The organism is Halomonas sp. ABH4_019, from assembly GCF_056159885.1.
The window spans coordinates 276,869-300,447 of record NZ_JBSWWC010000004.1; the positions used below are offsets into that span (position 1 = coordinate 276,869).

Consider the following 23,579-nt stretch of genomic DNA (forward strand, 5'->3'; position numbering starts at 1 on the left):
GTCAGGCGCACCTAGCCGACGGCGAGCTGACGCTCCTTCAGCTCCAGCAGCCGGTCGCGCAGCCGCGCGGCCTCCTCGAACTCCAGGTTCTGGGCGGCTTCGGACATGGCGTCCTCGAGACGGGTGATCTCCTTGGCCAGTTCCGCCGGGCCCAGATCGCTTGGATCGTAGAGCGCCGCGCCCTCGGCCACCTTGCGCTCGCTCTTGCGGCCCTTGCCCTTGCGCCCCGGCGCCTCGGCGGCCTCGAGGATATCGGCCACCGAGCGATGCACCGTCTCGGGCACGATGCCGTGCGCCTCGTTATGCGCCATCTGCTTGGCGCGGCGCCGTTCGGTCTCGTCGATGGCGCGACGCATGGAGTCGGTGACGCGGTCGGCATAGAGCACCGCCTTGCCATGGGCGTTGCGCGCCGCCCGGCCGATGGTCTGGATCAGCGAGCGCTCGTTGCGCAGGAAGCCTTCCTTGTCGGCGTCGAGCACCGCCACCAGCGAGACCTCGGGGATGTCGAGGCCCTCGCGCAGCAGGTTGATGCCCACCAGCACGTCGAACTTGCCGAGGCGCAGGTCGCGGATGATCTCGACCCGCTCCACGGTGTCGATGTCGGAGTGCAGGTAGCGCACCCGCACACCGTGCTCGTCGAGATACTCGGTGAGATCCTCGGCCATGCGCTTGGTCAGGGTGGTGACCAGCACCCGTTCCTCCGCCGCCGTGCGCTGGCGGATCTCGGACAACAGGTCGTCGACCTGGGTGGAGGCCGGGCGCACCTCGAGCTCGGGATCGAGCAGCCCGGTGGGCCGCACCACCTGCTCCACCACCTGGCCGGCATGCTCGGCTTCGTAGGGGCCCGGCGTGGCCGAGACGAAGATGGTCTGCGGCGAGATGCGCTCCCACTCCTCGAACTTCATCGGCCGGTTGTCCAGCGCCGAGGGCAGCCGGAAGCCGTATTCCACCAGCGTCTCCTTGCGCGAGCGGTCGCCCTTGTACATGCCGCCCACCTGGGGAACGCTGACGTGGGACTCGTCGATGAACAGCAGCGAGTCGGCGGGCAGGTAGTCGAAGAAGGTGGGCGGCGGCTCGCCCGGCTTGCGGCCCGAGAGATAGCGCGAGTAGTTCTCGATGCCGTTGCAGTAGCCGAGCTCGAGCATCATCTCGATGTCGTAGAGCGAGCGCTGTTCCAGGCGCTGGGCCTCCACCAGCTTGTCGTGCTGGCGCATCCAGGCCAGCCGCTCGGCCAGCTCCTCCTTGATGCCGTCGATGGCGCCCATGATGGTCTCGCGGGGCGTGACGTAGTGCGACTTCGGGTAGATGGTCATCCGCGGCACCTTGCCGCGCACCTCGCCGGTCAGCGGGTCGAACAGGCTGATGCCGTCGATCTCGTCGTCGAACAGCTCCACCCGCACCGCCTCGTCCTCGGCGTCGGCCGGGAAGATGTCGATGACATCGCCGCGCACCCGATAGGTGCCGCGCTTGAAGTCCAGGTCGTTGCGGGTGTACTGCAGCTCCGCCAGGCGCCGCAGGAAGGCCCGCTGGTCGATCAGCTCGCCGCGATTGAAGTGCAGGCGCATCTTCAGGTACTGGTCGGGATCGCCGAGGCCGTAGATCGCCGACACCGAGACCACGATCAGGGCGTCGCGGCGCTCGAGCAGCGCCTTGGTCGCCGACAGGCGCATCTGCTCGATGTGGTCGTTGATCGAGGCGTCCTTCTCGATGAAGGTGTCCGAGGACGGCACATAGGCCTCGGGCTGGTAGTAGTCGTAGTAGGAGACGAAGTACTCCACGGCATTGTCGGGGAAGAACGACTTGAACTCGCCGTAGAGCTGGGCCGCCAGCGTCTTGTTGGGCGCCATGACGATGGTCGGGCGCTGCAGGCGCTCGACCACGTTGGCCATGGTGTAGGTCTTGCCCGAGCCGGTCACGCCGAGCAGCGTCTGGTGGGCCAGCCCGGACTCGATCCCGCTCACCAGGCCCTGGATGGCCGCGGGCTGGTCGCCGGCGGGCCGGTACTTGGACTCGAGTCGGAATGCCTTGCTCATCGGGGCTCCTGGTCGTGACTAGTCTTGCTGTCGGGTGGTGATCTCCACCCTCGAGGTGGTCATCAGCCGATGGATGGGGCACATGTCGCTGATTTCCTCGAGCCGCGCCCGCTGGGCGTCGTCGAGCTCGCCGATAAAGCGCATGGCCACTTCCAGACGATAGACGCCGCGGCGCTCCTCGCGTTCATCGCGATTGACCACCACCTCCACGGCCTCGAGGGACCACGACTTGCGACGGGCATACATCTGGGCGGTGATCGCCTTGCAGGCGCCCAGCGACAGGTCGAAGTAGTCGTGGGGATCCGGGGCGCTGTCCTCGCCGCCGAAGGCCTCGGGCACGTCGACGAACAGATCTTCCGCACCCTCGAGCTCGACCCGCTGGCGAAACACGCGGTCGCGCTGACTAATGACGCGGATCGGCGCCGCCATCACGACACCTCGATGCCGAGCCCCAGCTTCCGGACGGCCTGGATCAGCGCCTCGCGCCGGGCGCGGCCGTCGACCTCGGCGCCGTGGCGGCCGACCTCGACACTCTCGACACCGTCGAGCATCATCAGGGCGGTGGTGATGCGATTGACCTGGTCGGCGTTCTCGACGCCCTTGAAGGTTAGGCTCTGCTGGGCCATGCGGCGGCTCCCGATCGGTGGAAAGTGTATGCCCGGAGTCTATCATGCCGCCCTGGCCGTCTGTCGGGTCGGGACATCGCCCGCTCGACGGGCGTCCCTCGTGCCGCCGACCCCGCCGGCGGTTGCATTGCCGCCCCACCGCCCGCATCTGGAGTACCATCAGGATCACGGACAGACGAGGAAGAGTACACATGACCGATTGGCTCGCCCGCCTCGGCGGCCGCCAGCAAGACGACGGACGCATCGTCTTCGACACCCCCACGCCGGCCCGTCTCGCCCTGGACGCCACCGTGATGACGCCGCTGGCGCACCTGGGCATCCTCGACGTGCGCGGCGACGCCCCCGAACGCTTCCTGCAGGGACAGACCAGCGCCCAGGTGTCGCTGGCCGACGGCCGCTTCGCGCCGCTCACCTGCTTCTGCACGCCCAAGGGCCGAGTACTGGCCAATGCCCAGCTGTGGCGGGTCGCCGAGGGTCACTACCGGCTGCTGATGCATCACAGCCTGGTGGCCGGCCTGCACGATCACCTCAAGAAGTTCGCCCCTTTCTACAAGGTCGAACTGACCGCCCGCGACGACCTGGCGCTGATCGGGCTGATCGGCCGAGAGGCACCGGCGGTGGCCGAGGCCCGGCTCGACGTACTGCCTCCCGCCGCCTGGCACCAGGCCGACGGCGACGATGTCCAGGTGCTGGCCCATCCCGGTCCTCGGCCCCGCCTGTTGGTCTGCCTGTCCGCCGAACGCGCCGAGAGCGTCTGGGAGCGCCTCAGCGACCAGGCCACCCCGGTCGACAACGCGGTATGGCGCCTGCACGACGTCCAGGCCGGGCTGGCATGGCTGACCGCCGACCAGGCCGACGCCTACCTGCCGCAGATGCTCAACTGGGAGGCCCTCGGGGGAATCAGCTTCAAGAAGGGCTGCTATACCGGCCAGGAGGTGGTGGCCCGGGCCCACTTTCGCGGTCAGGTCAAGAAGCGCCTGGTGCGCGGCCAGCTCGAGGGAGAGCGCCTGCCGGCACCCGGCAGCGCCGTCAGCGACGCCAACGGCAAGGGACTCGGCGAGGTGCTCGGCGCCGAGCTCGACGCCTACGGTCAGCCGGAAGTGCTGGCGGTGATGAGCACCAGGGAAGCCCCGGAACCGCTCAGCGTCGACGGCCAGCAGTTCAAGCGCCTGCAGCTGCCCTACCCGCTCGAGAGGCTGGATCCCGAAAGCCTGGCCGCCAGGGCCTGAGCCCGGTGCATCAAGCCCTCACGGGCAATCCGAACAGCCGTCGCGCATTGGCGGTGCTGTCCGCCGCCACCCGCTCGGGAGGCTGGCCGCGCAGCTCGGCGACCCTGAGGCAGACCTCGCGCACCCTGGCCGGCTCGTTGCGCTCCCCCCGATGGCCGGCGAGCGGCATGTCGGGGCTATCGGTCTCCAGCACGTAGCCATCGTCGGGCAGCGCCGCCACGGCGCGCTGCAGACGTCTGGCCCGGTCATGGGTACAGGCACCGCCGAGCCCCACCACGAAGCCGAGATCGAGAAACGCCTTCGCCTGTTGCGGCGAGCCGGCGAAGGCGTGGATCAGCCCGCCGGCGCCCGGCGCCAGCTGGCGCAGCCGCTTGGCCAGCCGATCGTTGGCCCTCACGCAGTGGATCACCAGCGGCAGGCTCCTGGCCCTGGCGAGCCGGACCTGGGCGTCGAACAGCGCCCACTGGGCGTCCAGGCTATCGGTGAAGCGCGCATCGATGCCGCACTCGCCCACCGCCACCACCTCGGGATGCGTTTCCAGCGCCGCCGTCAGGGCCTCGACGTCGCCCTCGCCGTGCTCGTCCATGAAATAGGGATGCAGCCCAAGGCAGACGCCGATTCCGTCCCGTTCGCCCAGCGCCAGCACCTCCCCCCAGCGCCGCCGCGTGGTGCCCGGCACCACGAAATGGCCGACCCCCGCCGCCCGGGCACGCGCCAGCACCGCCTCGCGGTCAGCGTCGAAGTCGGGGAAATCCAGATGGCAGTGGGCGTCGATGAGCATGGGCTTCGGGCTTCGGGCTTCGGGCTTCGGGCTTCGGGCTTCGGGCTTCGGGCTTCGGGCTTCGGGCTTCGGGCTTCGGGCTTCGGGCTTCGGGCTTCGGGCTTCGGGCTTCGGGCTTCGGGCTGCGGGCTGCGGGCTGCGGGCTGCGGGCTGCGGGCTGCGGGCTGCGGGTCTGCAGTGAACTGCTCGGAGCCCGACGCTCGCAGCCCGTGACTCCCGGGCGAAGCCCGGGTCAGTGCTCGCGCGTCGGGCTGAAACGCATGTCCGGCCAGCGCTCCTGGGTCATCTGCAGGTTGACCCGGGTCGGCGCGATATAGGTCAGGTAGCCGCCGCCGTCGATGGCGAGGTTCTGGCTGGCCTTGCGCTTGAACTCCTCGAGCATCTTGGCGTCGTCGCAGTAGACCCAGCGGGCGGTCTGGACGTTGATGCCCTCGTAGAGGCAGTCGACCTTGTACTCCTCCTTGAGGCGATGGGCGACCACGTCGAACTGCAGGGTGCCCACGGCACCGAGGATCAGGTCGTTGTTGTCCATCGGCATGAACACCTGGGTGGCGCCCTCCTCGGACAGCTGCTGCAGGCCCTTCTGCAGCGCCTTCATCTTCAGCGGATCCTTGAGGCGCACGCGCTTGAACAGCTCCGGGGCGAAGTGCGGAATGCCGGTGAAGCGCATGTCCTCACCCTGGGTGAAGGTGTCGCCGATCTGGATGGTACCGTGGTTGTGCAGGCCAATGATGTCGCCTGGCCAGGCCTCCTCGACGTGGGAGCGATCCGAGGCCATGAAGGTCAGGGCGTCGGCGATCTTGACGTCCTTGCCGATGCGCACGTGGCGCATCTTCATGTTCTTCTCGTACTTGCCCGAACAGACCCGCAGGAAGGCGATGCGGTCGCGGTGGTTGGGGTCCATATTGGCCTGGATCTTGAATACGAAGCCGGTGAAGCGGCCATCCTCGGATTCCACCGTGCGCAGGTTGGTCTCCCGCGGCTGGGGCGCCGGCGCGTACTCGACGAAGCCGTCGAGCATCTCGCGCACGCCGAAGTTGCCCATGGCGGTACCGAAGTAGACCGGGGTCAGCTCGCCGCGACGATAGGCATCGAGATCGAACGCGTGGGAAGCGCCGCGCACCAGCTCGACCTCCATGCGCAGCTCCTCGGCGGCGTCCTCGCCCAGCACCTCGTCGACCTCGGGGCTGTCGAGGCCCTCGATGCGCTTGTCCTCGGGAATCCGGTTGCCCTGGCCCTGGGTGTAGAGGTGAATGACGTCGTTGTAGAGGTGGTAGACGCCCTTGAAGTGGCGCCCCATGCCGATCGGCCAGGTCATGGGCGCACACTGGATGTTGAGCACCTTCTCGACCTCGTCCATCACCTCGATGGGATCTCGGATGTCGCGGTCCATCTTGTTGACGAAGGTCAGGATCGGCGTGGTGCGCAGTCGACAGACCTCCATCAGCTTGATGGTGCGATCCTCGACGCCCTTGGCGCCGTCGATGACCATCAGCGCCGAGTCCACCGCGGTCAGGGTGCGGTAGGTATCCTCGGAGAAGTCCTCGTGGCCCGGGGTGTCGAGCAGGTTGACGACGCGCCCGCCGTAGGGGAACTGCATCACCGAGGTGGTCACCGAGATGCCACGTTCCTGCTCCATCTTCATCCAGTCGGAGGTGGCGTGGCGATCGTCGCGCTTGCTCTTCACCGAGCCCGCCATCTGGATGGCGTTGCCGAACAACAGCATCTTCTCGGTGATGGTGGTCTTGCCCGCGTCGGGGTGCGAAATGATCGCGAAGGTGCGTCGAAGCCCTGTCTCATGGGCTTGGCTAGCAGTCGACATGAAGCGTGTTCGCCAGTTTTTCCTCACCCATGGACTCGCTCGGCGCGGTCCCCCGGGTGATGGTGGGTGTGAATGTGGGCCGGATTGTACCGCCAGCGCCAGCGTCATGTCTCGGCCCCTGGGCCATTCCGTCTGACGTGGCGGAGGGTCATAGGCGACGCGGCCGCCGAGGGGAACCGGCGGCCGCATGGGGCGGGATTCGGGCAGCCGCCTAGCGCCGGGCGATGATCCACACCGCGTGCACGATGCCGGGAATGTAGCCCAGCAGGGTCAGCAGGATATTGACCCAGAAATGCAGCCCAAGGCCGACCTGGAGGAAGACCCCGACCGGGGGAAGCAAGATAGCAAAGATGATACGAATCACGTCCATGAGATAACTCCTTGAGATGATGGCAGTCCTTTCATGGACTCCTCACGCCGCCATGCGTTCAACCCTCTCCGGATCGACGGGTCAGCCTCGACCGAGACGCCTCCCCAGGCGCCCGTCGAGGCTGACCGAGCATTACGAGAATTGGGCAGGTCAGGCGTCGAAGCGGTGTTTCCCCGAGCCCGACAGGCGACTAGACCGCGGCCCCCAGGGCGAGCCCCAGGGTATCGGTGACGAAGTCCAGCACCCGGGGATCCTGGTCATCGTCGACCTCCACCGCCAGGATGTGCATCCGCAGGATGTCATCGCCCCGGCTGACGTCATGCAGGGGATAGCGCCGGGCACCGGACTGCAGCATCAGGAAGAGGCCGCGCCTGGGATCCAGTCCGACGCCCCGCGGCGACTCGCCCCGGGGCACGACGAAGACCACGTCGGGAGCGGCGGCGCCGCGCCGGTTCAGCTGCTGCAGGGGGAGCCGCTCGACCTGTACGTGACACATGTGATCGCCTCCGGCTGAGATTCCGCTGGGACCTATACCATAGTCCAAAGGAGGGAACCCGGTAGGTGGCGAGTGGATGAAAATTTTGCGTCCCCCGACATGTCGAACAGCGGTCGATATCCGGCCTGCGGCGCCGCGGGGGCCTCACCAGGGCAGAGGTTCGCCATTGCTGTGCCAGAAGCCGCCGCTGGTCTCGAGCGTCAGCGCCTCGATGCGCTCGGCCAGGCCCGCGGCGGCCTCCTCGGGGGCGATCAGCCCGCCGAAGTTGACCATTCGCGTCTGCACATAGCCCGGATGCAGCTGGGCCACGGCGATCCCCCGGGGCGCCAGGTCCACCGCCAGGGACTTGCCGAAGGCGTTCAGTGCCGCCTTGGAGGCCCGATAGCCGTAGCGACCGCCGGAGTCGTTGTCGGCGATCGAGCCCATGCGGCTGGTGATGTTGGCGACCTTGGCCCCTTCGCCCAGGCACGGCAGCAGCGCCTCCACCACTCGTAGCGGCGCATAGGCGTTGACCTCCATCTGGGCGCGGATCGCATCGAAGTCGAGCGACCCCAGCGATTCGTCGTGGAGCATGCCGGCGTTGTTGATCAACAGCTCGAGGGACTGCCCCTCGAGCGCTTCCGCCAGGCGCGCGACGTCGTCGTCTCGGGTAACGTCGATGCCCTCGATGACCCGGTCCGCCGTATCGGCCAGCTCGAAGGAGGCCTCCCGACAGGCGCCGATGACCTGCCAGCCCGCCGCATGGTAGTGGCGCGCCAGCGCCAGCCCGACGCCGCGATTGGCGCCGGTGATCAGGACAGTCGACGTCATGGTGCTTCCTCCTCAAATGGGGTGACGATGTTCGGGCTCATGTTCGCATGTTCACGCGACACATCGCAGCCAAGACACCGGCTATCCCGATGTCGGCAGCGCCTCGCGTCCCCAGCGCACCCGCAGGTGCTCCAGGTAGCTGAGCAGCGCAGGGATCACCGCCAGCACCAGCAGCGTCGAGAGCCCCAGGCCGAAGGCGATGGACACCGCCATGGGAATCAGGAACTGCGCCTGCAGCGAGGTCTCGAACAACAGCGGCATCAGTCCGCCGATGGTGGTCAGCGAGGTCAGCAGCACCGCCCTCATCCGCTGCACTACCGCCTCGTTGAGCGCGGCGTCGATGGCCAGGCCGCGATGGCGCTGCTGACGGTAGAAGGCCACCAGGATGATGGCGTTGTTGACCACGATGCCGGACAGCCCGAACAGACCGAACAGCGACAGCATGGTCAGGTCCAGCCCCAGCAGCCAGTGCCCCAGCAGCGCCCCCACCAGGGCCAGCGGAATGATCGCCATGACGATCAGCGGCAGGCTCCAGGAGGCGAACACCCAGGCCAGCACCACGTACATCAGCGCCAGGCCGACGATCAGCCCGACGCGCATGTCGGCGAAGGTCTCGCGCTGGTCGGCGGCGCGTCCCTCGAAGCTGTAGCGCACGCCATGCTCGCGCATCAGCGCCGGCAGGGTCGCGGCCTCCAGCCCGGCGAGAATGCGATCGGGCGTGTTGACCGCGGTGTCCACCTCGGCGGTGACCTCCACCGCCAGTCGACCGTCGGCATGGCGCAGGGCCTCGAAGCCCTGGCGATGGTCGAGCGCCATGACCTGGTCGAGGGGCACGAAGCGCCCGTCCGGCGTGCGGATCGGCAGCCGCCCCAGCGAGGCCAGGCGCTCGCGCTGGGCCCGGGGCAGCAGCACCCGCACCTCGACCTCGTCGGGCCCGTCCTGGTAGACCTGCACCAGCCGGCCGTCGAAGGCGGCGCGCAGCTGACGGCCCAGCTCGCGGGTGGTCAGGCCCAGCGCCTCGCCCCGCGGGCTGACGCGATAGATCAGCTGCTCGCGCCCCCAGGGCATGTCGTCCTCGGTAGCCAGCACTCCCGGCGACTGCGCGAGGGTGCGCGACAGCGACTCCGCGGCCCGCTTGAGGGCCTCGGCGGACGCTCCGGTCAGGCGCACGTTGACGTCCTTGCCGGGCGGGCCGGCGCTGCGCTCGCTGATGATCAGGTTCTCGAGCCCCGCCGGCAGGGACAGGCGCTCGCGCCAGGCGCGGATGAACTCGGCGTTGCGCACCGTGCGGTCGTCGGAGGCCACCAGTTCGACCATGAGCGAGCCCAGGTTGTCGCCGGTGCGCGCGGCCGCCCCCTCGGCGATCACCGCCCCGTGTCGCGTGACCGCATGGCTGACCAGCCCGCCGCCAAGGGCCTCGTCGGTGGCCTCGAGGCCGGCCTCGAGCCGCGACAGGAAGGCATCGACCCGCGCACGGTCGGTGCCGGCGACGAAGCTGGCGTTGGCGTAGAGCACGTTGGGCTCCGGCGTGGGGAAGAAGTTGAAGGCCAGGCGCCCGCCGACCAGCAGCCCCACCGTGGCCAGCACCACCGCCAGCGCGGCGGCCAGGGTGGCCGCGCGATGGCGCAGGGTCAGCGCCGAGAAGCGGCGGAAGGGGCCCTCGCGGAACGTCTCGAAGGCGGCCTCGAAACGCCCCCGCAGCCGCGCCAGCCGATGCTCCCCGGACGCGCGACCGGGCACGAAGGCATTGCGCAGGTGGGCGGGCAGCACCACGAAGCATTCCAGCAGCGAGGCGATCAGCACGCAGACCATCACCACCGGGATGTCGCCGAGGATGCTGCCGATCACGCCGCCCACCATCAGCAGCGGCATGAAGGCCGCCACCGTGGTCAGCGAGGAGGCCATCACCGGCCACAGCATGCGCCGGGCGGCCCCCTCCGAGGCGTGGCGGGGGGCCTCGCCCTGGCGGAAATGGGCATCGGCATCCTCGCCGACCACGATGGCGTCGTCGACGATCACCCCCAGCGCCATGATCAGCGCAAACAGCGAGATCATGTTGACCGAACCGCCGATGAGCCAGAACGTGGCCATGGCGCCGAGGAAGGCGGTGGGGATTCCCACCGCCACCCAGAAGGCCACCCGCGCCGGCAGGAAGAAGTAGAGCAGGCCCAGCACCAGCAGCAGCCCGCCCAGGCCGTTGCCAATCAACAGCCGGATGCGCTCGGCGATCAGCTGCCAGGTCTCGTCGTGCACCTCGAGGCTCACCGTGGGCGGCAGCCCCGGCCGGGTCTCGTCGAGCCAGGCCCGCAGCGTCTCGGCCGCGGCCAGGGAATTGCCGTCGGCCGAACGCTGCAGCAGCAGCTCCACCGCGGCCTGGCCGTCCCGGCTCAGGGTCACCTCCCCGGCGCGCGGTTCCTGGCGGAGGATGGCGATGTCGCCCAGGCGCACCTGGACGCGATCGCTGCCGAGGATCGGCAGCTCGGCGAAGCCGGCCTCGCTGCGGCGCTGCTCGACGGCGCGAAGCTCGCGGGCGCCATCCTGCTGGCCGAGCAACCCGGCGGGCAGGTCCCGGGACATGGCGTCGATGCGCTCGGCGATCTCGTCGAGGCTGAGCTGCAGGCCCTGCAGCCTCTCCGCCGGCACCTCGATGCTGATCTGCTGCTCGGGCAGCCCCTCGGTCTCCACCCGGTCGATGCCCGCCTGGAGCAGCGAGTCCTCCAGGCGGTTGGCCAGGTGACGCAGCTCGTCGGCCGATACCGGGCCATGCAGCAGCAGCCGCGCCACCGGCTCGTAGTGGGCCGCCCGACTGACCCGCGGCTCCTCGGCATCGACCGGCAGGTGGGTGAACTCGTCGACCCGCTGGCGCACGGCGTCCAGCGCCAGCACCGGGTCGCTGTCCTCGCGGAACTCCAGGGTGATGCTGGAGACGCCCTGGGCCGAGGTCGAGGTCATGCGCTTCAAGCCGTCGACGCTGCGCAGCCGCTGCTCCAGCGGCAGGGTGATGCCCTGCTCCACGTCCTCGGCGGCGGCCCCGCTCCACACCGTGCTCACGCTGACCACATCGAGGGCGAAGTCCGGGAAGAACTGGACGTTCATGCGCGCCAGGCCCAGCACCCCGCCCAGCAGCATGACCAGCATCACCAGATTGGCGGCGACACGATGATGGACGAAGAAGCCCAGCGGCCCGCCGCGCCGGCTCATGGCCCCTCCTTGCCGCCGGCCCCGGCGACCTCGATCTTGAGCCCCTCGACGGCGTTCGGCAGGTGGGTGACGACCACCTGCTGCCCATCGGCTAGCCCCTGGCCGCTGACCAGCACCCAGCTGTCGCCGTTGGGGCCCGCCACCGGGCCATGGCGCACCACCTCGAGGCGTCGCAGGCGGTCGTCGTCATCGCGCAGGTACAGGGTGTCATCGCCGTAGAGGGCGCTGGCCGGCACCGCCAGGCTTTCGGCGACGCCGGGGCGGCGCAGCCGTACGTCCACCAGGCTGCCCGGCCGCAGGCCGTGCGCTTCCCCGACCAGGCGCAGCCGCGCCTCGGTGCCGCCGGGGGCGCTCTCGCCGACGAAGCCATCGAGGCGGAATCGCGCGCCCTCGCTGGTGGCGACCGGATGCCGCCCGGCGGCCAGGGCGGCCTGCAGTTCGGCGAGGTAGGCGCTGGGCACCAGGGCGCGCAGCTCGAGGCCATCACGAGGGTAGATCGAGAGCAGCTCGGCGCCTTCCGCGACGCGCTCCCCTGACGCCACCATCACGCCGCTGACGATGCCATCGAAGGGCGCCGCGACCCGCGAGCGCTCGGCGTCGCGGAGCGCTTCGGCGAGACTGGCCCGGGCCTCGGCGAGGCCCGCCTGGCGCTGGGCCAGCCGCGCCGGATGGCCGGCGATGTCGCCCTCCCGGGTATCCACGGTGACGCGGGCCTGGGCCAGGGCGTCGCGGGCATCATCCAACGCCGACGGCGAGGCCAGGTTGCGGTCGGCCAGCGAGCGGATACGAGACAGCCGACGCCGGGCGTTGTCGAGCAGCTCGCGCTCGCGCGAGAGCGCCGTCTGATCGCTTTGCTGGCGCACCCGCTCGGCCTCGACCTGCGCCTCGAGGTCGGCGACCCGCGCCTCGGCCCGGGCGACCGTCGGCGTCACGTCCGCCTCGTCCAGGGCCACCAGCAGGTCTCCCGCGGCGACGCGCTGGCCGTCGCGCACCGGACGGCTCGCGATACGCGCCCCGAGCGGCGCGGTGAAGGTAACCGCGTCCGGCGCCACGATCTCGCCATACAGCGGCAACTGAGGTGCCTGGGTCGACAGCGCGACCACCCGCGTCTCGACCCGCCAGCTGCGCTCCTGTGGCGCCACCTCGGCGGGCTCGGGGCGAGTCGCCTTGAGCCCCATGAAGGCCCCCGCGCCGAGCGCCAGGAACAGCAGGGGAATCAGCAGTCGTCGCATCGAGGGCACCCATGGGCCAGGATTCGCGATTCCCAATATACAATACCGACCGGCTCCGACGACCAGCACACACCGAAAGCGCCCCTCAGCGCATCAGAGCCACCGGCAGGTTTTAGTGGGCACGCGAGGTCCGGCGTTCCGGCGATGCTGCGCGATTGTCCAGTGGGCGATGCCCCGGGCGACAGATCGCCGCGGGGCGACGGCCACCCCCGAGGATCGGTTATCATCGCATTGCCCCTGTCTCGTGGAGTGCCCATGCAAGCCGCCCTGCCCCTGCCGCTGTCCACCCCCAACCGCAACATGGTGCGCCTGACCATCGTCCGCGGCATCACCTGGACCGGCTTTCTGGCCGGCATCGTCATCGGCGTGCAGGGGCTCGGCTTCGAGCTCGACCTGCCCGCGGTGGGGGCGGTGATCGTGGTGATGGCGCTGATCAACATCGGCACCTGGTGGCGGCTCGGCCGTCCCCGCGACGTGACCCACCGCGAGTACCTGGTTCACCTGCTGGCCGACATGGCCGGCCTGACCCTGCTGTTCTACTTCACCGGCGGCGCCACCAACCCCTTCATCAACTACTACCTGGTGCCGGTGACCATCGCCGCCGCCACCCTGCCCTGGCGATATGCCTGGGGCGTGGCCGCCGCGGGCCTGGCCGGCACCAGCTTCCTGATGTTCTTCTACCATCCAGTGCCGCAGCTCGGCCTGCCGCATCTTCAGGAGGGCATCAGCCTGCACATCCTGGGCGTGTGGCTGAACTTCGCCCTCTCGGCCGGGCTGGTGACCTTCTTCCTCTTCAAGATGGCTCGCGCCCTGCGCGGCCGCGAGCAGGCGCTGTCGCGCACCCGCGAGGCGGTGCTGCGCAACGAGCAGGTGCTGGCGGTGGCCACCCAGGCCGCCGGTACCGCCCATGAGCTCGGTACCCCGTTGTCGACCATGGCGGTGCTGCTCAAGGAGATGCGCGAGGATGCCCGGGGCAACGAGCCGCTGGAGAAGGACATCGACCTGCTGCGCGAGCAGGTCGACACCTGCAAGTCGCGGCTGCGCCACCTGGTGGACAACGCCGACCGGCGGCGCATGGCCCGCCCCGAGGTCCGCGATGCCCAGGAGTGGCTGGCCGAGGTGGTGCAGCGGTGGCTGGTACTGCGCCCCGACGTCGGCTATCGGCTCGAGGTGATCGGCCGCCGAGGCACCCCGCGCCTGGCCGTGGACACCACCCTCGCCCAGGCGCTGACCAACCTGCTCAACAACGCCGCCGACGCCAACCCCAACGACATCATGATCCAGCTCGACTGGAGCCCTGAGGAGGTGGTGATCGACATCCGCGACCACGGCCCCGGGGTCTCGCTGACCATCGCCGACCAGCTGGGCGAGACCTTCGTCTCCACCAAGAGCAAGGGACTGGGGATCGGCCTGTTCCTGACCCACGCCACCATCAATCGCTTCGGCGGCGGGGTCCGGCTCTACAATCATCCCGAGGGCGGCACCCTGACCGAGGTGGCCCTGCCCCGAAGCGACCCCGGGGCCTGACCCGGAGGCGCCGATTCTGCGAGGACGCCATGCAAGAGACCGCCGAACGCCTGCTGATCATCGACGACGACGAGATGTTCTGCCATGTGCTGCACCGGGCCATGAGCCGGCGCGGCTTCGATGCGCTAGTGGCCCATGACGCCACCCAGGCGCTGACCCTGGCCCGCCAGCACCGCCCGACCATGGCCACCCTGGACCTCAAGCTGGAGCAGGAATCGGGGCTCAAGCTGCTGCCCGAGCTGCTGGAGCTGGTACCGGATTGCCGTGTGGTGGTGCTGACCGGCTATTCCAGCATCGCCACGGCGGTGGAGGCCATCAAGCTCGGCGCGGTGAACTACCTGTGCAAGCCGGCGGATGCCGACGAGGTCCTGACCGCGCTGTCGCGGGAGGAAGGCGACCCCGAGGCCGAGGTCGCCGAGCACCCGCCCTCGATCAATCGCCTGACCTGGGAGCACATCCAGAAGGTGCTGCAGGAGCACGACGGCAACATCTCCGCCACCGCCCGGGCACTCGGCATGCATCGCCGCACCCTGCAGCGCAAGCTGCAGAAGCGGCCGGTGCGGCGCTGAAAGACGGGCTACGGGCTACGGGCTACGGGCTACGGGCTACGGGCTACGGGCTACGGGCTACGGGCTACGGGCTACAGCAAGAGGTTAGCTCGTTGCTCGCCGCCCGCAGCCCGGACGCGGGGTTACTGCGCCGTCCACCCCAGGTCGATGTTCCAGCTGGCGCCGGTGACGGCGCCGGCGGCGTCGGAGGCCAGGTAGCCGACCAGCGAGGCCACCTCGCCGGGATCGATGAGGCGCTTGACCGCGGCGTTCTTGAGCATGATCTGCTCGATCACCTCCTGCTCCTCCATGCCGTGCAGCCGGGCCTGGTCGGCGATCTGGTTGTCGACCAGCGGGGTCTTCACGTAGGCCGGACACAGGGCGTTGGCGGTGATGCCCTGAGAGCCGCCCTCCAGCGCCGCGGTCCTGGTCAGCCCGATCAGGCCATGCTTGGCGCTGATGTAGGCGGCCTTGCCCGGCGAGGCCACCTGGGCGTGCACCGAGGCGATGTTGACGATGCGCCCCCAGCCGGCCTCGCGCATCGACGGCCAGGCGGCCTGGGTGAGCAGGAAGGGGGCGGTCAGCATCAGGTCGATGATGCGGCGCCATTGCGCCTCGGGGAAGTCCTCGATCGGCGAGACATGCTGGATGCCGGCGTTGTTGACCAGGATATCGAGCCGCCCGAAGCGGTGCAGGGCATCGGCCACCGCGGCCTTGCAGGCCTCGCCATCGGTCAGGTCGGCCTGGAAGAAGGCGGCGCCGGCCCGTTCGGCGACGTCCCGCCCCGCGGGGTTGAAGTCCACGGCCAGGACCTGGTGGCCCAGTTCGCAGAAGTGGCGGACCACGGCCTCGCCGATCCCGCTGCTGGTGCCGGTGACCAGCGCGACGCGGGGGGTGGTGGTGTGGGCGGTCATGGTATCTCCTCGCTCCGGTTCCTTGGGGTCAAGCGGAAGTCTGCGCCCCCAGCATACGAACCTTTGCCGCAGTGCACCAGAAGGCGTTCGGCTGCGGCCTGCGGGCTGCGGGCTGCGGGCTGCGGGCTGCGGACTGCGGACTGCGGGCTGCGGACTGCGGACTGCGGGCTGCGGGCAGTATGTTGCCCTTGGCTCACACCTCACCACTCACACCTCACCACTCACTCCTCACTCCTCACACCTCATGCCTCATGCCTCACCACTCACCACTCACTCCTCCCCCCTCATCACCCGCTCCATCAGCCGCTGGGCCAGCCGGCTGCCCTCCTCCGGGGTCGTCAGGTCGGTGAGATCGTCGAGTATCGCGCACCGCCATAGCCGATCCCCGTCGCCGAGCGACTCAGCGTGGAAGGGATAGCGGCCGGAAGGCAGCGTCAGCACCAGGCGCTCGCCAGGGGAGGCCGCGGGCCAGTCGCTCGCATCGTCCGGTAGCAGGACGAGCGACAGCGACAGCGGCGTGATCAGCGCCCCCAGCAGGCCGCGGTGTCCCTCGGCCAGGGCCCAGGGCCGAAAGCACAGCGCATCCACGCCCAGGCAGGGGTTGAAGCGAGACTCGGCCCGGGCCCCGTCCAGGCAGTCCCGCCGCCAGGCCTGCGCCAGTCGCGCCAGGCGCTCGTATTGATCGGCCCTCAGTGCCTGCATGCCGCCTCCGTGAGCGATGTGCCGCCATTATAACTGGCCCGCCGGGGTTCGGCATGGGCGGACGGGCTGCTAGCATGAGGGCGTTCGTCCCCCACGAGGAGTCGTCATGTCCCCCGAGCAGCGCCTGGAAATCGCCGTCGACATCGCCACCCACGCCGGGCGGCTGATCGTCGAGGCCCGAGAGGAAGGCGGTTTCGACCATCGCTACAAGAACGGCCAGGAGCTGGTCACCGACGTCGACGTGGAGGTCGATACCTATATCGGCGAGCGCCTCCAGGCGAGCTTTCCCGACGAGCCGCGGCTCAGCGAGGAGCTCGCCCCCGACCGCGAGGTCATGGAGCGCCCCCGCGACCTGTGGGTAGTGGATCCCATCGACGGCACCGTCAATTTCGCCCATGGCCTGCACCACGTGGCGGTCTCCATCGGCTGGTACAGCGGCGGACAGCTGCGCCTCGGCGTGGTCCACGCGCCCTTCCTCGGCGAGACCTTCACCGCCCTGGCCGGTCGCGGCGCCTGGCGCAACGGCGAACCGATTCGCGTCAGCGGCGCACGGGGCCTGTCGAACAGCCTGATCGGCACCGGCTTTCCCTACCGTCATGACAGCCGCCCGCCGCTGATGCGCCGCCTGACCGCCGTGCTCACCCATTGCCAGGACGTGCGCCGGGACGGTTCCGCGGCTCTCGACCTCTGCGCCGTGGCCTGTGGCCGCCTCGACGCCTACTACGAGAGCGTCTCCCCCTGGGACCTGGCCGCTGGACTGTTGATCGCCCGGGAGGCCGGCGCCCGCACCGGACATCTCTACCCCGCTCCCGGGGGCATTCCCGAGGACCTCTATGGCGAGAACCTGCTGGTCACCAGCCCGGCGATCCACGATCCCCTCGCCCAGCTGCTGCGGCGTGCCGACAGCAGCGATATCGGCAGCGTCTAGCCTTACGCTCGTTCGAGCGTGACGGCCGCCCGGCCAATAGCGGGCACCAATCGCCGCGTCAGCCGCCGGCTATTGGCCAAACGTTGTTGGCTGGGTCACAATGGCGGCCGATTTTTCCCCACCCTTTGTCATGCATCGTCGATGCAAGGAGCCATTGCATGTTCGTCGTCATCTTCGGCCGTCCCGCCTGCCCCTTCTGCGTCCGCGCCAAAGAGCTCGCCGAGAAGCTCGAGAACGCCGGGGCCATCCAGGGATTCCGCTACGTGGACATCCATGAGGAAGGCATCACCAAGGCCGACATGGAGAAGACCATCGGCAAGCCGGTCGAGACCGTGCCGCAGATCTTCGCCGACCAGACCCACATCGGCGGCTTTACCGAATTCGACCAGTACGTGCGCGAGCAGGCGCTGCTGCCGGCCGAAACCGCCCAGTAAGCCGTCCGCCACCGCGACGCATTCCGCCAAGGCCGCCCCCGGGCGGCCTTTCTGCGTCATCGGCCCCATCCTCGTTGAATCCGCCCACACCCTGGCCGCTTACACTGACCGTCAGGGCACAGGATCCGTACAGAGGGCGAGGCAGGATGCAACGGGAAGAGTTCGTCCAGCAGCTATGGCTGGACTATGTCCATCAACATCCGGAGGTCGGCGGGCTACGGCTGTGGCCGGTGGAGACGTCGGCGGAGTACCTGGCGCTGCTGACGCTCAATCACGGGCCCTGGGCCATGGAGGCCCTGCTGCCGCCCCTGGTGCGCTTCGGCTATCGCCCCGTGCAGCGCTATGCCATGGCCGACCGTGGCCTGCTGGCGACCCTGCTGGCCGCCCCCGACGACGGGGCATGGCTGATACTGGCGGAATTGCAGCTCGGCACCCTGTCCCGCGGCCCCCGGGAAACGCTGCAGCGACTGGTCGCCCAGGCCTCGGTGGCGGATTCCCGGGGCCAGAACCTGCTGTGTCGCGGACGCCCCTGGCCGATGCCCGACTGGACCACCTACCAGATGCTGTCCGCCGCCCATCCGTTGGCCGGCTGGCTCGCGGCGATGGGGCCCCGGCTGCACCATCCGGGCTTCGACTGCACCCGCCTCGGCCAGGACATCACTCGGCTCGACGGCGCCCTCGGCCAGGCGGGGATGAGCGGCAACGCCGATCGTCATCACGGCATCCTGCCCATCTCCCCGCTGCTCGATTACCGCTTCTATCCCGGCCTGCCCCGGCGCCAGGTCTTCGCCGAGGGCGACGAGCACCGGGTGGCCTTCGGCGGGCTGGCCCTGGTCCAGAAGCAGGTCAGCGCCCACCAGGAGCGCGCGGTCGAGCTGCTGCTGCCCCATCATACCCGCTGCGAGCTGCCCTGAGCCCCTCCTGCCCGGCGGCGGTCATCCACAGAATCTGTGGATAACGCTGTGCAGCGCCCCGGTACAAGCGCTCGCGGGCCCCATGACATGGCCGAGCCCTTCGGAATGGTCAGATTTTCGGCATTCCTCGCGCCGCTTCCCCGGCGGCCCGCTAACACCGCGCCCGCTTCCCTGACGCCCGGTTTTCTTACCCCTTCTGCTCTCGCCCTCGATTGTCTGGCCAGCCGTTTTCTGGCCACCAACGAGCTCGGCCCGGGCAAGCGCCCGGGCCGAGGTGGGAAGTGGCAACGGGCGGCGCCAGCCGCCAGCGCCTCAGTCGGCGAACACCATCTCCGGCACGTGGTCCGGGACGATCAGCTTGCCCGCGGTCTTCTCCTGGATTTCCTCGACGGAGACCCCGGGGGCACGTTCCTTGAGCACGAAGGCGCCGTCCTTGATCTCCAGGTAGGCCAGGTCGGTGAGCACTCGGTTGATGCAGCCGGCGCCGGTCAGCGGCAGGTTGCAGGACTCCAGCAGCTTGGACTCCCCGTGCTTGGAGGCGTGGGTCATGGTGCAGATGATGTTCTCGGCCCCGGCCACCAGGTCCATGGCACCGCCCATGCCCTTGATCAGCTTGCCCGGAATCATCCAGGAGGCGATGTTGCCGTTCTGGTCGACCTCGAAGGCGCCGAGCACGGTCAGGTCCACGTGGCCGCCGCGGATCATGGCGAAGGATTCCGCGGAGGAGAAGATCGCCGCCCCCGGGCGAGCGGTGACGGTCTGCTTGCCGGCGTTGATCATGTCCGGGTCGACCTCCTCCTCGGTGGGGAAGCGCCCCATGCCGAGCAGGCCGTTCTCTGACTGCAGCATGACGTCGATGTCGTCCGGCACGTAGTTGGCCACCAGGGTGGGAATGCCGATGCCCAGGTTGACGTAGAAGCCGTCCTCGAGTTCGCGCGCCACGCGCATTGCCATCTGTTCGCGAGTCAGTGCCATCGTTGTTGCCTCTTGTCTTTAATGAGTGACGAGCAGGCTCGCCTCATTGTGGATCGTGAGTGAAACGCTCAGCCCTGGTGCACGGTGCGCTTCTCGATGCGCTTCTCGAAGCTGCCCTGGATGATGCGGTCGACGTAGATGCCCGGGGTGTGGATCTGATCCGGGGCCAGCTCGCCGGGCTCGACGATCTCCTCCACCTCGACCACGGTGATCTTGCCCGCGGTGGCGGCCAGGGGATTGAAGTTCTGGGCGGTATCGCGATAGACGACGTTGCCGTAGCGGTCGGCCTTCCAGCCCTTGACGATGGCAAAGTCGCCGACCACCGACTCCTCGAGGATATAGTGGCGGCCATTGAACTCGCGCACTTCCTTGCCCTCGCCGATCGGCGTGCCGTAGCCGGTGGCGGTGTAGAAGGCAGGAATCCCGGCGCCGCCGGCGCGCATCTTCTCGGCCAGGGTGCCCTGGGGCGTCAGCACCACCTCGATGTCGCCCTCGAGCATCTGCTGCTCGAACAGCGCATTCTCGCCCACGTAGGAGGCGTGGATGCTCGAGATCTGGCGATCCTCCAGCAGCAGGCCCAGGCCGAAGCCGTCCACGCCGCAGTTGTTGGAGTAGATGGTCAGGTCCTTGACGCCGCGGCGCTTGATCTCGCCGATCAGGTTCTCGGGAATGCCGCACAGCCCGAAGCCGCCGGCGATGACGGTCATGCCGCTCTCGATGCCGGCCATCGCCTCTTCGTAGGAACTCACTCGCTTGTCGAATCCGGCCATATCGCTGCCTCGCCTGGTTGGAAGGTGATTGTTGTCGCGGATACTCGCAGTGTCGCGACGGAACATATATTTGTTAAGTTTGTTTTTTTTATAGATTCTTTTATTTTTACAATATATATCCATGGGACGACGCCGATGACCGTCAAGCAGCTCCGCGCCTTCCTCGCCGTGGCCCAGACGCTCAGCTTCACCCAGGCCTGCGAGCGGCTGCACCTGTCCCAGCCCGCCCTCAGCCTGACCATCAAGCATCTCGAGGAGTCGCTGGGCGGCCGCCTGCTGATCCGCAGCACCCGCAGCGTGCGGTTGACCCCGGAGGGCGAATCGCTGCTCCCGCTGGCCAAGCGCCTGCTGGCCGACTGGGACAACACCGAGGAGTTGCTGCGCCAGCGCTTCACCCTGCGCCTGGGCCGCGTCGCCCTGGCCGCCATGCCCTCCTTCGCCGGCAACCAGCTCCCCACGGTGCTCAAGGCCTTCCGCGCCCGCTACCCGCAGATCAACGTCACCGTCCACGACGTGATCAACGAGCAGGTCATCGACATGGTACGCCAGGGACGCGTGGAACTGGGCATCGCCTTCGCCCCCGAGGCCACCGATTCGCTGCACTTCGCGCCGCTGTTCGAGGATCGCTTCGTCGCCGTGGTGCCGGCGGACTCCCCGCTGGCCGAACGCGACAGCCTCGACTGGGGGACACTGCTCACCGAGGACTTCATCACCCTGCAGCGGCCCTCCATGGTACGCCTGCTGCTCGAGCAGCAACTGCGCGTCCAGGGCATCGAGCTGCCGGTGGCCTTCGAGAGCCATCAACTGACCACGGTCGGGCGCATGGTCGCCGCCGGGCTCGGGGTCAGCGCCGTGCCGTCGCTGTGCATCGCGCAGATGCACGAGCTGGGCGGGCGCTGTCTGGCCCTCGAGGCGCCGGTGATCCGCCGCGCCGTCGGCGTGCTGTCGGCCAACGCCGATGCCCTCTCGGTGGCCGCCCAGGCGCTGCGCGAGGTGATGCAGGAGAGCGTCTCTACGCCGTCCCTGAACGTCGATTAGCCGGCGTCGGCAGGATCACGAGATGGCCTAAGCTGCTAGTCACTGGTCCTCGATAAAGGAGGCGTGCCCCATGGCCCAACCGCTCTGGCAACCGTCGCCCGACGCCGTCCAGGCGTGTCACATGACCGCGCTGATGCGCCACCTCGAGCGGCGCCACGGCATTTCCCTGCCCGACTACGCCAGCCTGCATGCCTGGAGCGTCGAACACCCCGAGGCGTTCTGGACCCAGCTGTGGGACGACGCAGGGATCGTCGCCGAGACCCGCGGGGAGCGCGTGCTGGAACGCCCCGAGGCCATGCCCGGCGCCCGCTGGTTCCCGGACGCGCGCCTCAACTTCGCCGCCAATCTGCTGCGCCGACGCGACGACCACCCGGCCCTGATCGCCCACGACGAGCGCGGGCGCCGTCGCGAGCTGAGCTACGAGGGGCTGTACCGCCAGGTGGCGGCCCTGGCCGGGGCGTTGCGTGCACTCGGCATCATGCCGGGCGACCGGGTCGCCGGCTTCGTGCCCAACAGCGAGCACGCGGTGATCGCCATGCTCGCCGCGGCCAGCCTGGGGGCGGTGTGGTCCTCCTGTTCGCCGGACTTCGGCTTGCAGGGCGTGCTCGATCGCTTCGGCCAGATCGAACCCAGGGTGCTGATCGCCGCCGACGGCTATACCTGGAACGGCAAGGCCATCGACACTCGCGACCGCCTGGCCGAAATCGCCGAGGCCATCGACGGCCTGGAGCGCCTGGTGGTGTTTCCCTTCCTGGCGGACGCCCCCGATATCGCCGCCATCCCCAGGGCCGTGGCCTGGGACGACTTCCTGGTCGACGACGCCGGCGAGATCGACTTCGCGGCGCTGCCCTTCGACCATCCCCTCTACATCCTCTATTCCTCCGGTACCACCGGCACGCCCAAGTGCATCGTGCATTCGGCCGGCGGCACCCTGCTGCAGCACCTCAAGGAACATCGCCTGCACACCGATATCGACGCCGAGGACGTGGTGTTCTACTACACCACCTGCGGCTGGATGATGTGGAACTGGCTGGTCTCGGGCCTGGCCTCCGGCGCCAGCCTGGTGCTGTTCGACGGCGCGCCCTTCGCCCCCTCGCCGGATGCGCTGTGGGCCATGGCCGAGCGCGAGGGGGTCACGGTGTTCGGTACCAGCGCCCGCTACCTCGCCGCCTGCGAGAAGGAGGGGCTGCGCCCCGGCCACGACCACGACCTCGCGCCGCTGCGCGCGCTGCTGTCCACCGGCTCGGCGCTGTCCCACGAGTCCTTCGACTACGTCTATCGCGACATCAAGGCCGACCTGCTGCTGGCCTCGATCTCCGGCGGCACCGACATCGTCTCCTGCTTCGCCCTGGGCTGTCCCATCCGTGCCGTGTATCGCGGCCAGCTGCAATGCCGCGGGCTCGGCATGGCGGTGGACGTCTTCGATGACGACGGCCGGCCGGTGCGCAGCGAGAAAGGCGAGCTGGTCTGCACCCGGCCCTTTCCGGCGATGCCGCTGGGCTTCTGGAACGATCCGCGGGACGAGCGCTACCTCGACGCCTATTTCGCGACGTTTCCCGGCGTCTGGGCCCACGGCGACTACGCCGAGATCACCGCCGAGGACGGCCTGATCATCCACGGCCGCTCCGACGCCGTGCTCAACCCCGGCGGGGTGCGGATCGGTACCGCCGAGGTCTACCGCCAGGTGGAGAAGGTCGAAGAGGTGCTGGAGTCGCTGTGCATCGGCCAGGAATGGCAGGACGACATCCGCGTGGTGCTGTTCGTGCGCCTGCGCGAAGGGCTCGCCCTGGACGACGCCCTGCGCCAGCGCATCCGCGACACCATCCGCGCCAATGCCACGCCCCGCCACGTGCCGGCGAAGATCCTCCAGGTCGCGGACCTGCCGCGGACCCTGTCGGGCAAGCTGGTGGAGCTCGCGGTGCGCCACGTGGTCCACGGCCGGCCGGTCAAGAACCGCGAGGCGCTGGCCAATCCCGAGGCCCTCTCGCTGTTCGAGGATCTGCCTGAGTTGAGGGAGTGAACATGCCAGGAGGCCGAGCAGGTCTTCCTGGGAGCGCACGGTCCGGCATTCCGGCTCTGCTGCACGAATGGCTGGCAAGCCCCAGGCGCCTGTCGGCGCCATTTCGCCGAGGCGTCGGACCGGATCCGATGATCGCCCCACGAAAAGCGCCCCGGAGCAGCCCGAGTCATCGACGGTCCACGCGCCGACCGTGATGTTGTCCTCACCGC

General features: G+C 69.0%; 22 protein-coding genes. 8 read left to right on the top strand and 14 right to left on the bottom strand.

Annotated elements, in window-relative coordinates; all coding sequences use genetic code 11:
• Positions 1-11 precede the first annotated feature (11 nt).
• Genes uvrB through ACXAFN_RS17025 form a run of 3 tightly spaced genes read right to left on the bottom strand, consistent with a single transcriptional unit; the run spans position 12 to position 2,659 of the window.
• Entirely contained in the window at positions 12-2,033 is a 2,022-nt protein-coding gene (gene uvrB / locus ACXAFN_RS17015) for an excinuclease ABC subunit UvrB (RefSeq protein ID WP_474990651.1), read from the bottom strand.
• 18 nt (positions 2,034-2,051) lie between these two features.
• The gene (locus ACXAFN_RS17020) at positions 2,052-2,462 is read right to left on the bottom strand and encodes an OsmC family protein (protein WP_474990653.1); all 411 of its coding nucleotides are present in this window, start codon (positions 2,460-2,462) and stop codon (positions 2,052-2,054) included.
• Entirely contained in the window at positions 2,462-2,659 is a 198-nt protein-coding gene (locus ACXAFN_RS17025) for a hypothetical protein (protein WP_474990655.1), read from the bottom strand. Before ACXAFN_RS17025 ends, ACXAFN_RS17020 begins: the two co-directional genes overlap by 1 nt.
• Before the next feature lie 191 nt (positions 2,660-2,850).
• On the opposite strand from ACXAFN_RS17025, the gene ygfZ reads away from it, so the two are divergent.
• On the top strand, positions 2,851-3,888 hold the full coding sequence (ygfZ, locus tag ACXAFN_RS17030; RefSeq protein ID WP_474990657.1) for a CAF17-like 4Fe-4S cluster assembly/insertion protein YgfZ: 1,038 nt from the start codon (positions 2,851-2,853) through the stop codon (positions 3,886-3,888).
• A gap of 10 nt (positions 3,889-3,898) precedes the next feature.
• On the opposite strand, the gene ACXAFN_RS17035 is transcribed toward ygfZ, so the two are convergent.
• From ACXAFN_RS17035 to ACXAFN_RS17065, 7 genes are all read right to left on the bottom strand, one after another.
• On the bottom strand, positions 3,899-4,669 hold the full coding sequence (locus ACXAFN_RS17035) for a TatD family hydrolase (protein ID WP_474990659.1): 771 nt from the start codon (positions 4,667-4,669) through the stop codon (positions 3,899-3,901).
• 232 nt (positions 4,670-4,901) lie between these two features.
• Complete coding sequence (locus ACXAFN_RS17040; RefSeq protein ID WP_474990661.1) at positions 4,902-6,491, bottom strand: peptide chain release factor 3; 1,590 nt, start codon at positions 6,489-6,491, stop codon at positions 4,902-4,904.
• Positions 6,492-6,702: 211 nt separating this feature from the next.
• The gene (locus tag ACXAFN_RS17045) at positions 6,703-6,861 is read right to left on the bottom strand and encodes a YqaE/Pmp3 family membrane protein (protein ID WP_474990662.1); all 159 of its coding nucleotides are present in this window, start codon (positions 6,859-6,861) and stop codon (positions 6,703-6,705) included.
• Between the two features lie 190 nt (positions 6,862-7,051).
• Positions 7,052-7,357, bottom strand: coding sequence for a hypothetical protein (locus ACXAFN_RS17050; protein ID WP_474990664.1), 306 nt, complete (start codon positions 7,355-7,357; stop codon positions 7,052-7,054).
• Between the two features lie 144 nt (positions 7,358-7,501).
• Positions 7,502-8,167 carry an SDR family oxidoreductase gene (locus tag ACXAFN_RS17055; RefSeq protein ID WP_474990666.1) on the bottom strand — a complete coding sequence of 222 codons (666 nt, stop codon included), beginning with the start codon at positions 8,165-8,167 and terminating at the stop codon, positions 7,502-7,504.
• An 81-nt stretch (positions 8,168-8,248) separates the two neighbouring features.
• Positions 8,249-11,368: an efflux RND transporter permease subunit gene (locus ACXAFN_RS17060; protein WP_474990668.1), complete on the bottom strand. Its 3,120-nt coding sequence runs from the start codon at positions 11,366-11,368 to the stop codon at positions 8,249-8,251.
• Positions 11,365-12,600: an efflux RND transporter periplasmic adaptor subunit gene (locus ACXAFN_RS17065; RefSeq protein ID WP_474990670.1), complete on the bottom strand. Its 1,236-nt coding sequence runs from the start codon at positions 12,598-12,600 to the stop codon at positions 11,365-11,367. Before ACXAFN_RS17065 ends, ACXAFN_RS17060 begins: the two co-directional genes overlap by 4 nt.
• Before the next feature lie 255 nt (positions 12,601-12,855).
• On the opposite strand from ACXAFN_RS17065, the gene ACXAFN_RS17070 reads away from it, so the two are divergent.
• Positions 12,856-14,127, top strand: coding sequence for an ATP-binding protein (locus tag ACXAFN_RS17070; protein WP_474990672.1), 1,272 nt, complete (start codon positions 12,856-12,858; stop codon positions 14,125-14,127).
• 29 nt (positions 14,128-14,156) lie between these two features.
• Positions 14,157-14,696 carry a response regulator transcription factor gene (locus ACXAFN_RS17075; RefSeq protein ID WP_474990674.1) on the top strand — a complete coding sequence of 180 codons (540 nt, stop codon included), beginning with the start codon at positions 14,157-14,159 and terminating at the stop codon, positions 14,694-14,696.
• 122 nt (positions 14,697-14,818) lie between these two features.
• On the opposite strand, the gene ACXAFN_RS17080 is transcribed toward ACXAFN_RS17075, so the two are convergent.
• A complete protein-coding gene (locus ACXAFN_RS17080) occupies positions 14,819-15,589 on the bottom strand; it encodes a 3-hydroxybutyrate dehydrogenase (protein ID WP_474990676.1) in 771 nt (256 codons plus the stop codon).
• 270 nt (positions 15,590-15,859) lie between these two features.
• Complete coding sequence (gene hybE / locus ACXAFN_RS17085) at positions 15,860-16,291, bottom strand: [NiFe]-hydrogenase assembly chaperone HybE (RefSeq protein WP_474990678.1); 432 nt, start codon at positions 16,289-16,291, stop codon at positions 15,860-15,862.
• Positions 16,292-16,397: 106 nt separating this feature from the next.
• Here hybE and ACXAFN_RS17090 point away from each other — a divergent pair, with 106 nt between their 5' ends.
• The 3 genes from ACXAFN_RS17090 to ACXAFN_RS17100 all read left to right on the top strand — a co-directional run bounded on the left by ACXAFN_RS17090 (position 16,398) and on the right by ACXAFN_RS17100 (position 18,567).
• Positions 16,398-17,219, top strand: coding sequence for an inositol monophosphatase family protein (locus ACXAFN_RS17090; RefSeq protein ID WP_474990680.1), 822 nt, complete (start codon positions 16,398-16,400; stop codon positions 17,217-17,219).
• Positions 17,220-17,377: 158 nt separating this feature from the next.
• A complete protein-coding gene (locus ACXAFN_RS17095) occupies positions 17,378-17,653 on the top strand; it encodes a GrxA family glutaredoxin (RefSeq protein ID WP_474990682.1) in 276 nt (91 codons plus the stop codon).
• 146 nt (positions 17,654-17,799) lie between these two features.
• Positions 17,800-18,567, top strand: coding sequence for a VOC family protein (locus tag ACXAFN_RS17100; RefSeq protein ID WP_474990684.1), 768 nt, complete (start codon positions 17,800-17,802; stop codon positions 18,565-18,567).
• Positions 18,568-18,879: 312 nt separating this feature from the next.
• Here the strand turns inward: ACXAFN_RS17100 and ACXAFN_RS17105 are convergent, their stop codons facing one another.
• Both ACXAFN_RS17105 and ACXAFN_RS17110 read right to left on the bottom strand, forming a co-directional pair.
• Positions 18,880-19,542, bottom strand: a complete 663-nt coding sequence (locus ACXAFN_RS17105; RefSeq protein WP_474990686.1) for a CoA transferase subunit B — start codon at positions 19,540-19,542, stop codon at positions 18,880-18,882.
• A gap of 68 nt (positions 19,543-19,610) precedes the next feature.
• Positions 19,611-20,312, bottom strand: a complete 702-nt coding sequence (locus tag ACXAFN_RS17110) for a CoA transferase subunit A (RefSeq protein WP_474990688.1) — start codon at positions 20,310-20,312, stop codon at positions 19,611-19,613.
• Between the two features lie 135 nt (positions 20,313-20,447).
• Here ACXAFN_RS17110 and ACXAFN_RS17115 point away from each other — a divergent pair, with 135 nt between their 5' ends.
• Together ACXAFN_RS17115 and ACXAFN_RS17120 are read left to right on the top strand one after the other, a co-directional pair.
• A complete protein-coding gene (locus ACXAFN_RS17115; protein ID WP_474990690.1) occupies positions 20,448-21,350 on the top strand; it encodes a LysR substrate-binding domain-containing protein in 903 nt (300 codons plus the stop codon).
• Between the two features lie 70 nt (positions 21,351-21,420).
• On the top strand, positions 21,421-23,370 hold the full coding sequence (locus ACXAFN_RS17120) for an acetoacetate--CoA ligase (protein ID WP_474990692.1): 1,950 nt from the start codon (positions 21,421-21,423) through the stop codon (positions 23,368-23,370).
• Positions 23,371-23,579 lie beyond the last annotated feature (209 nt).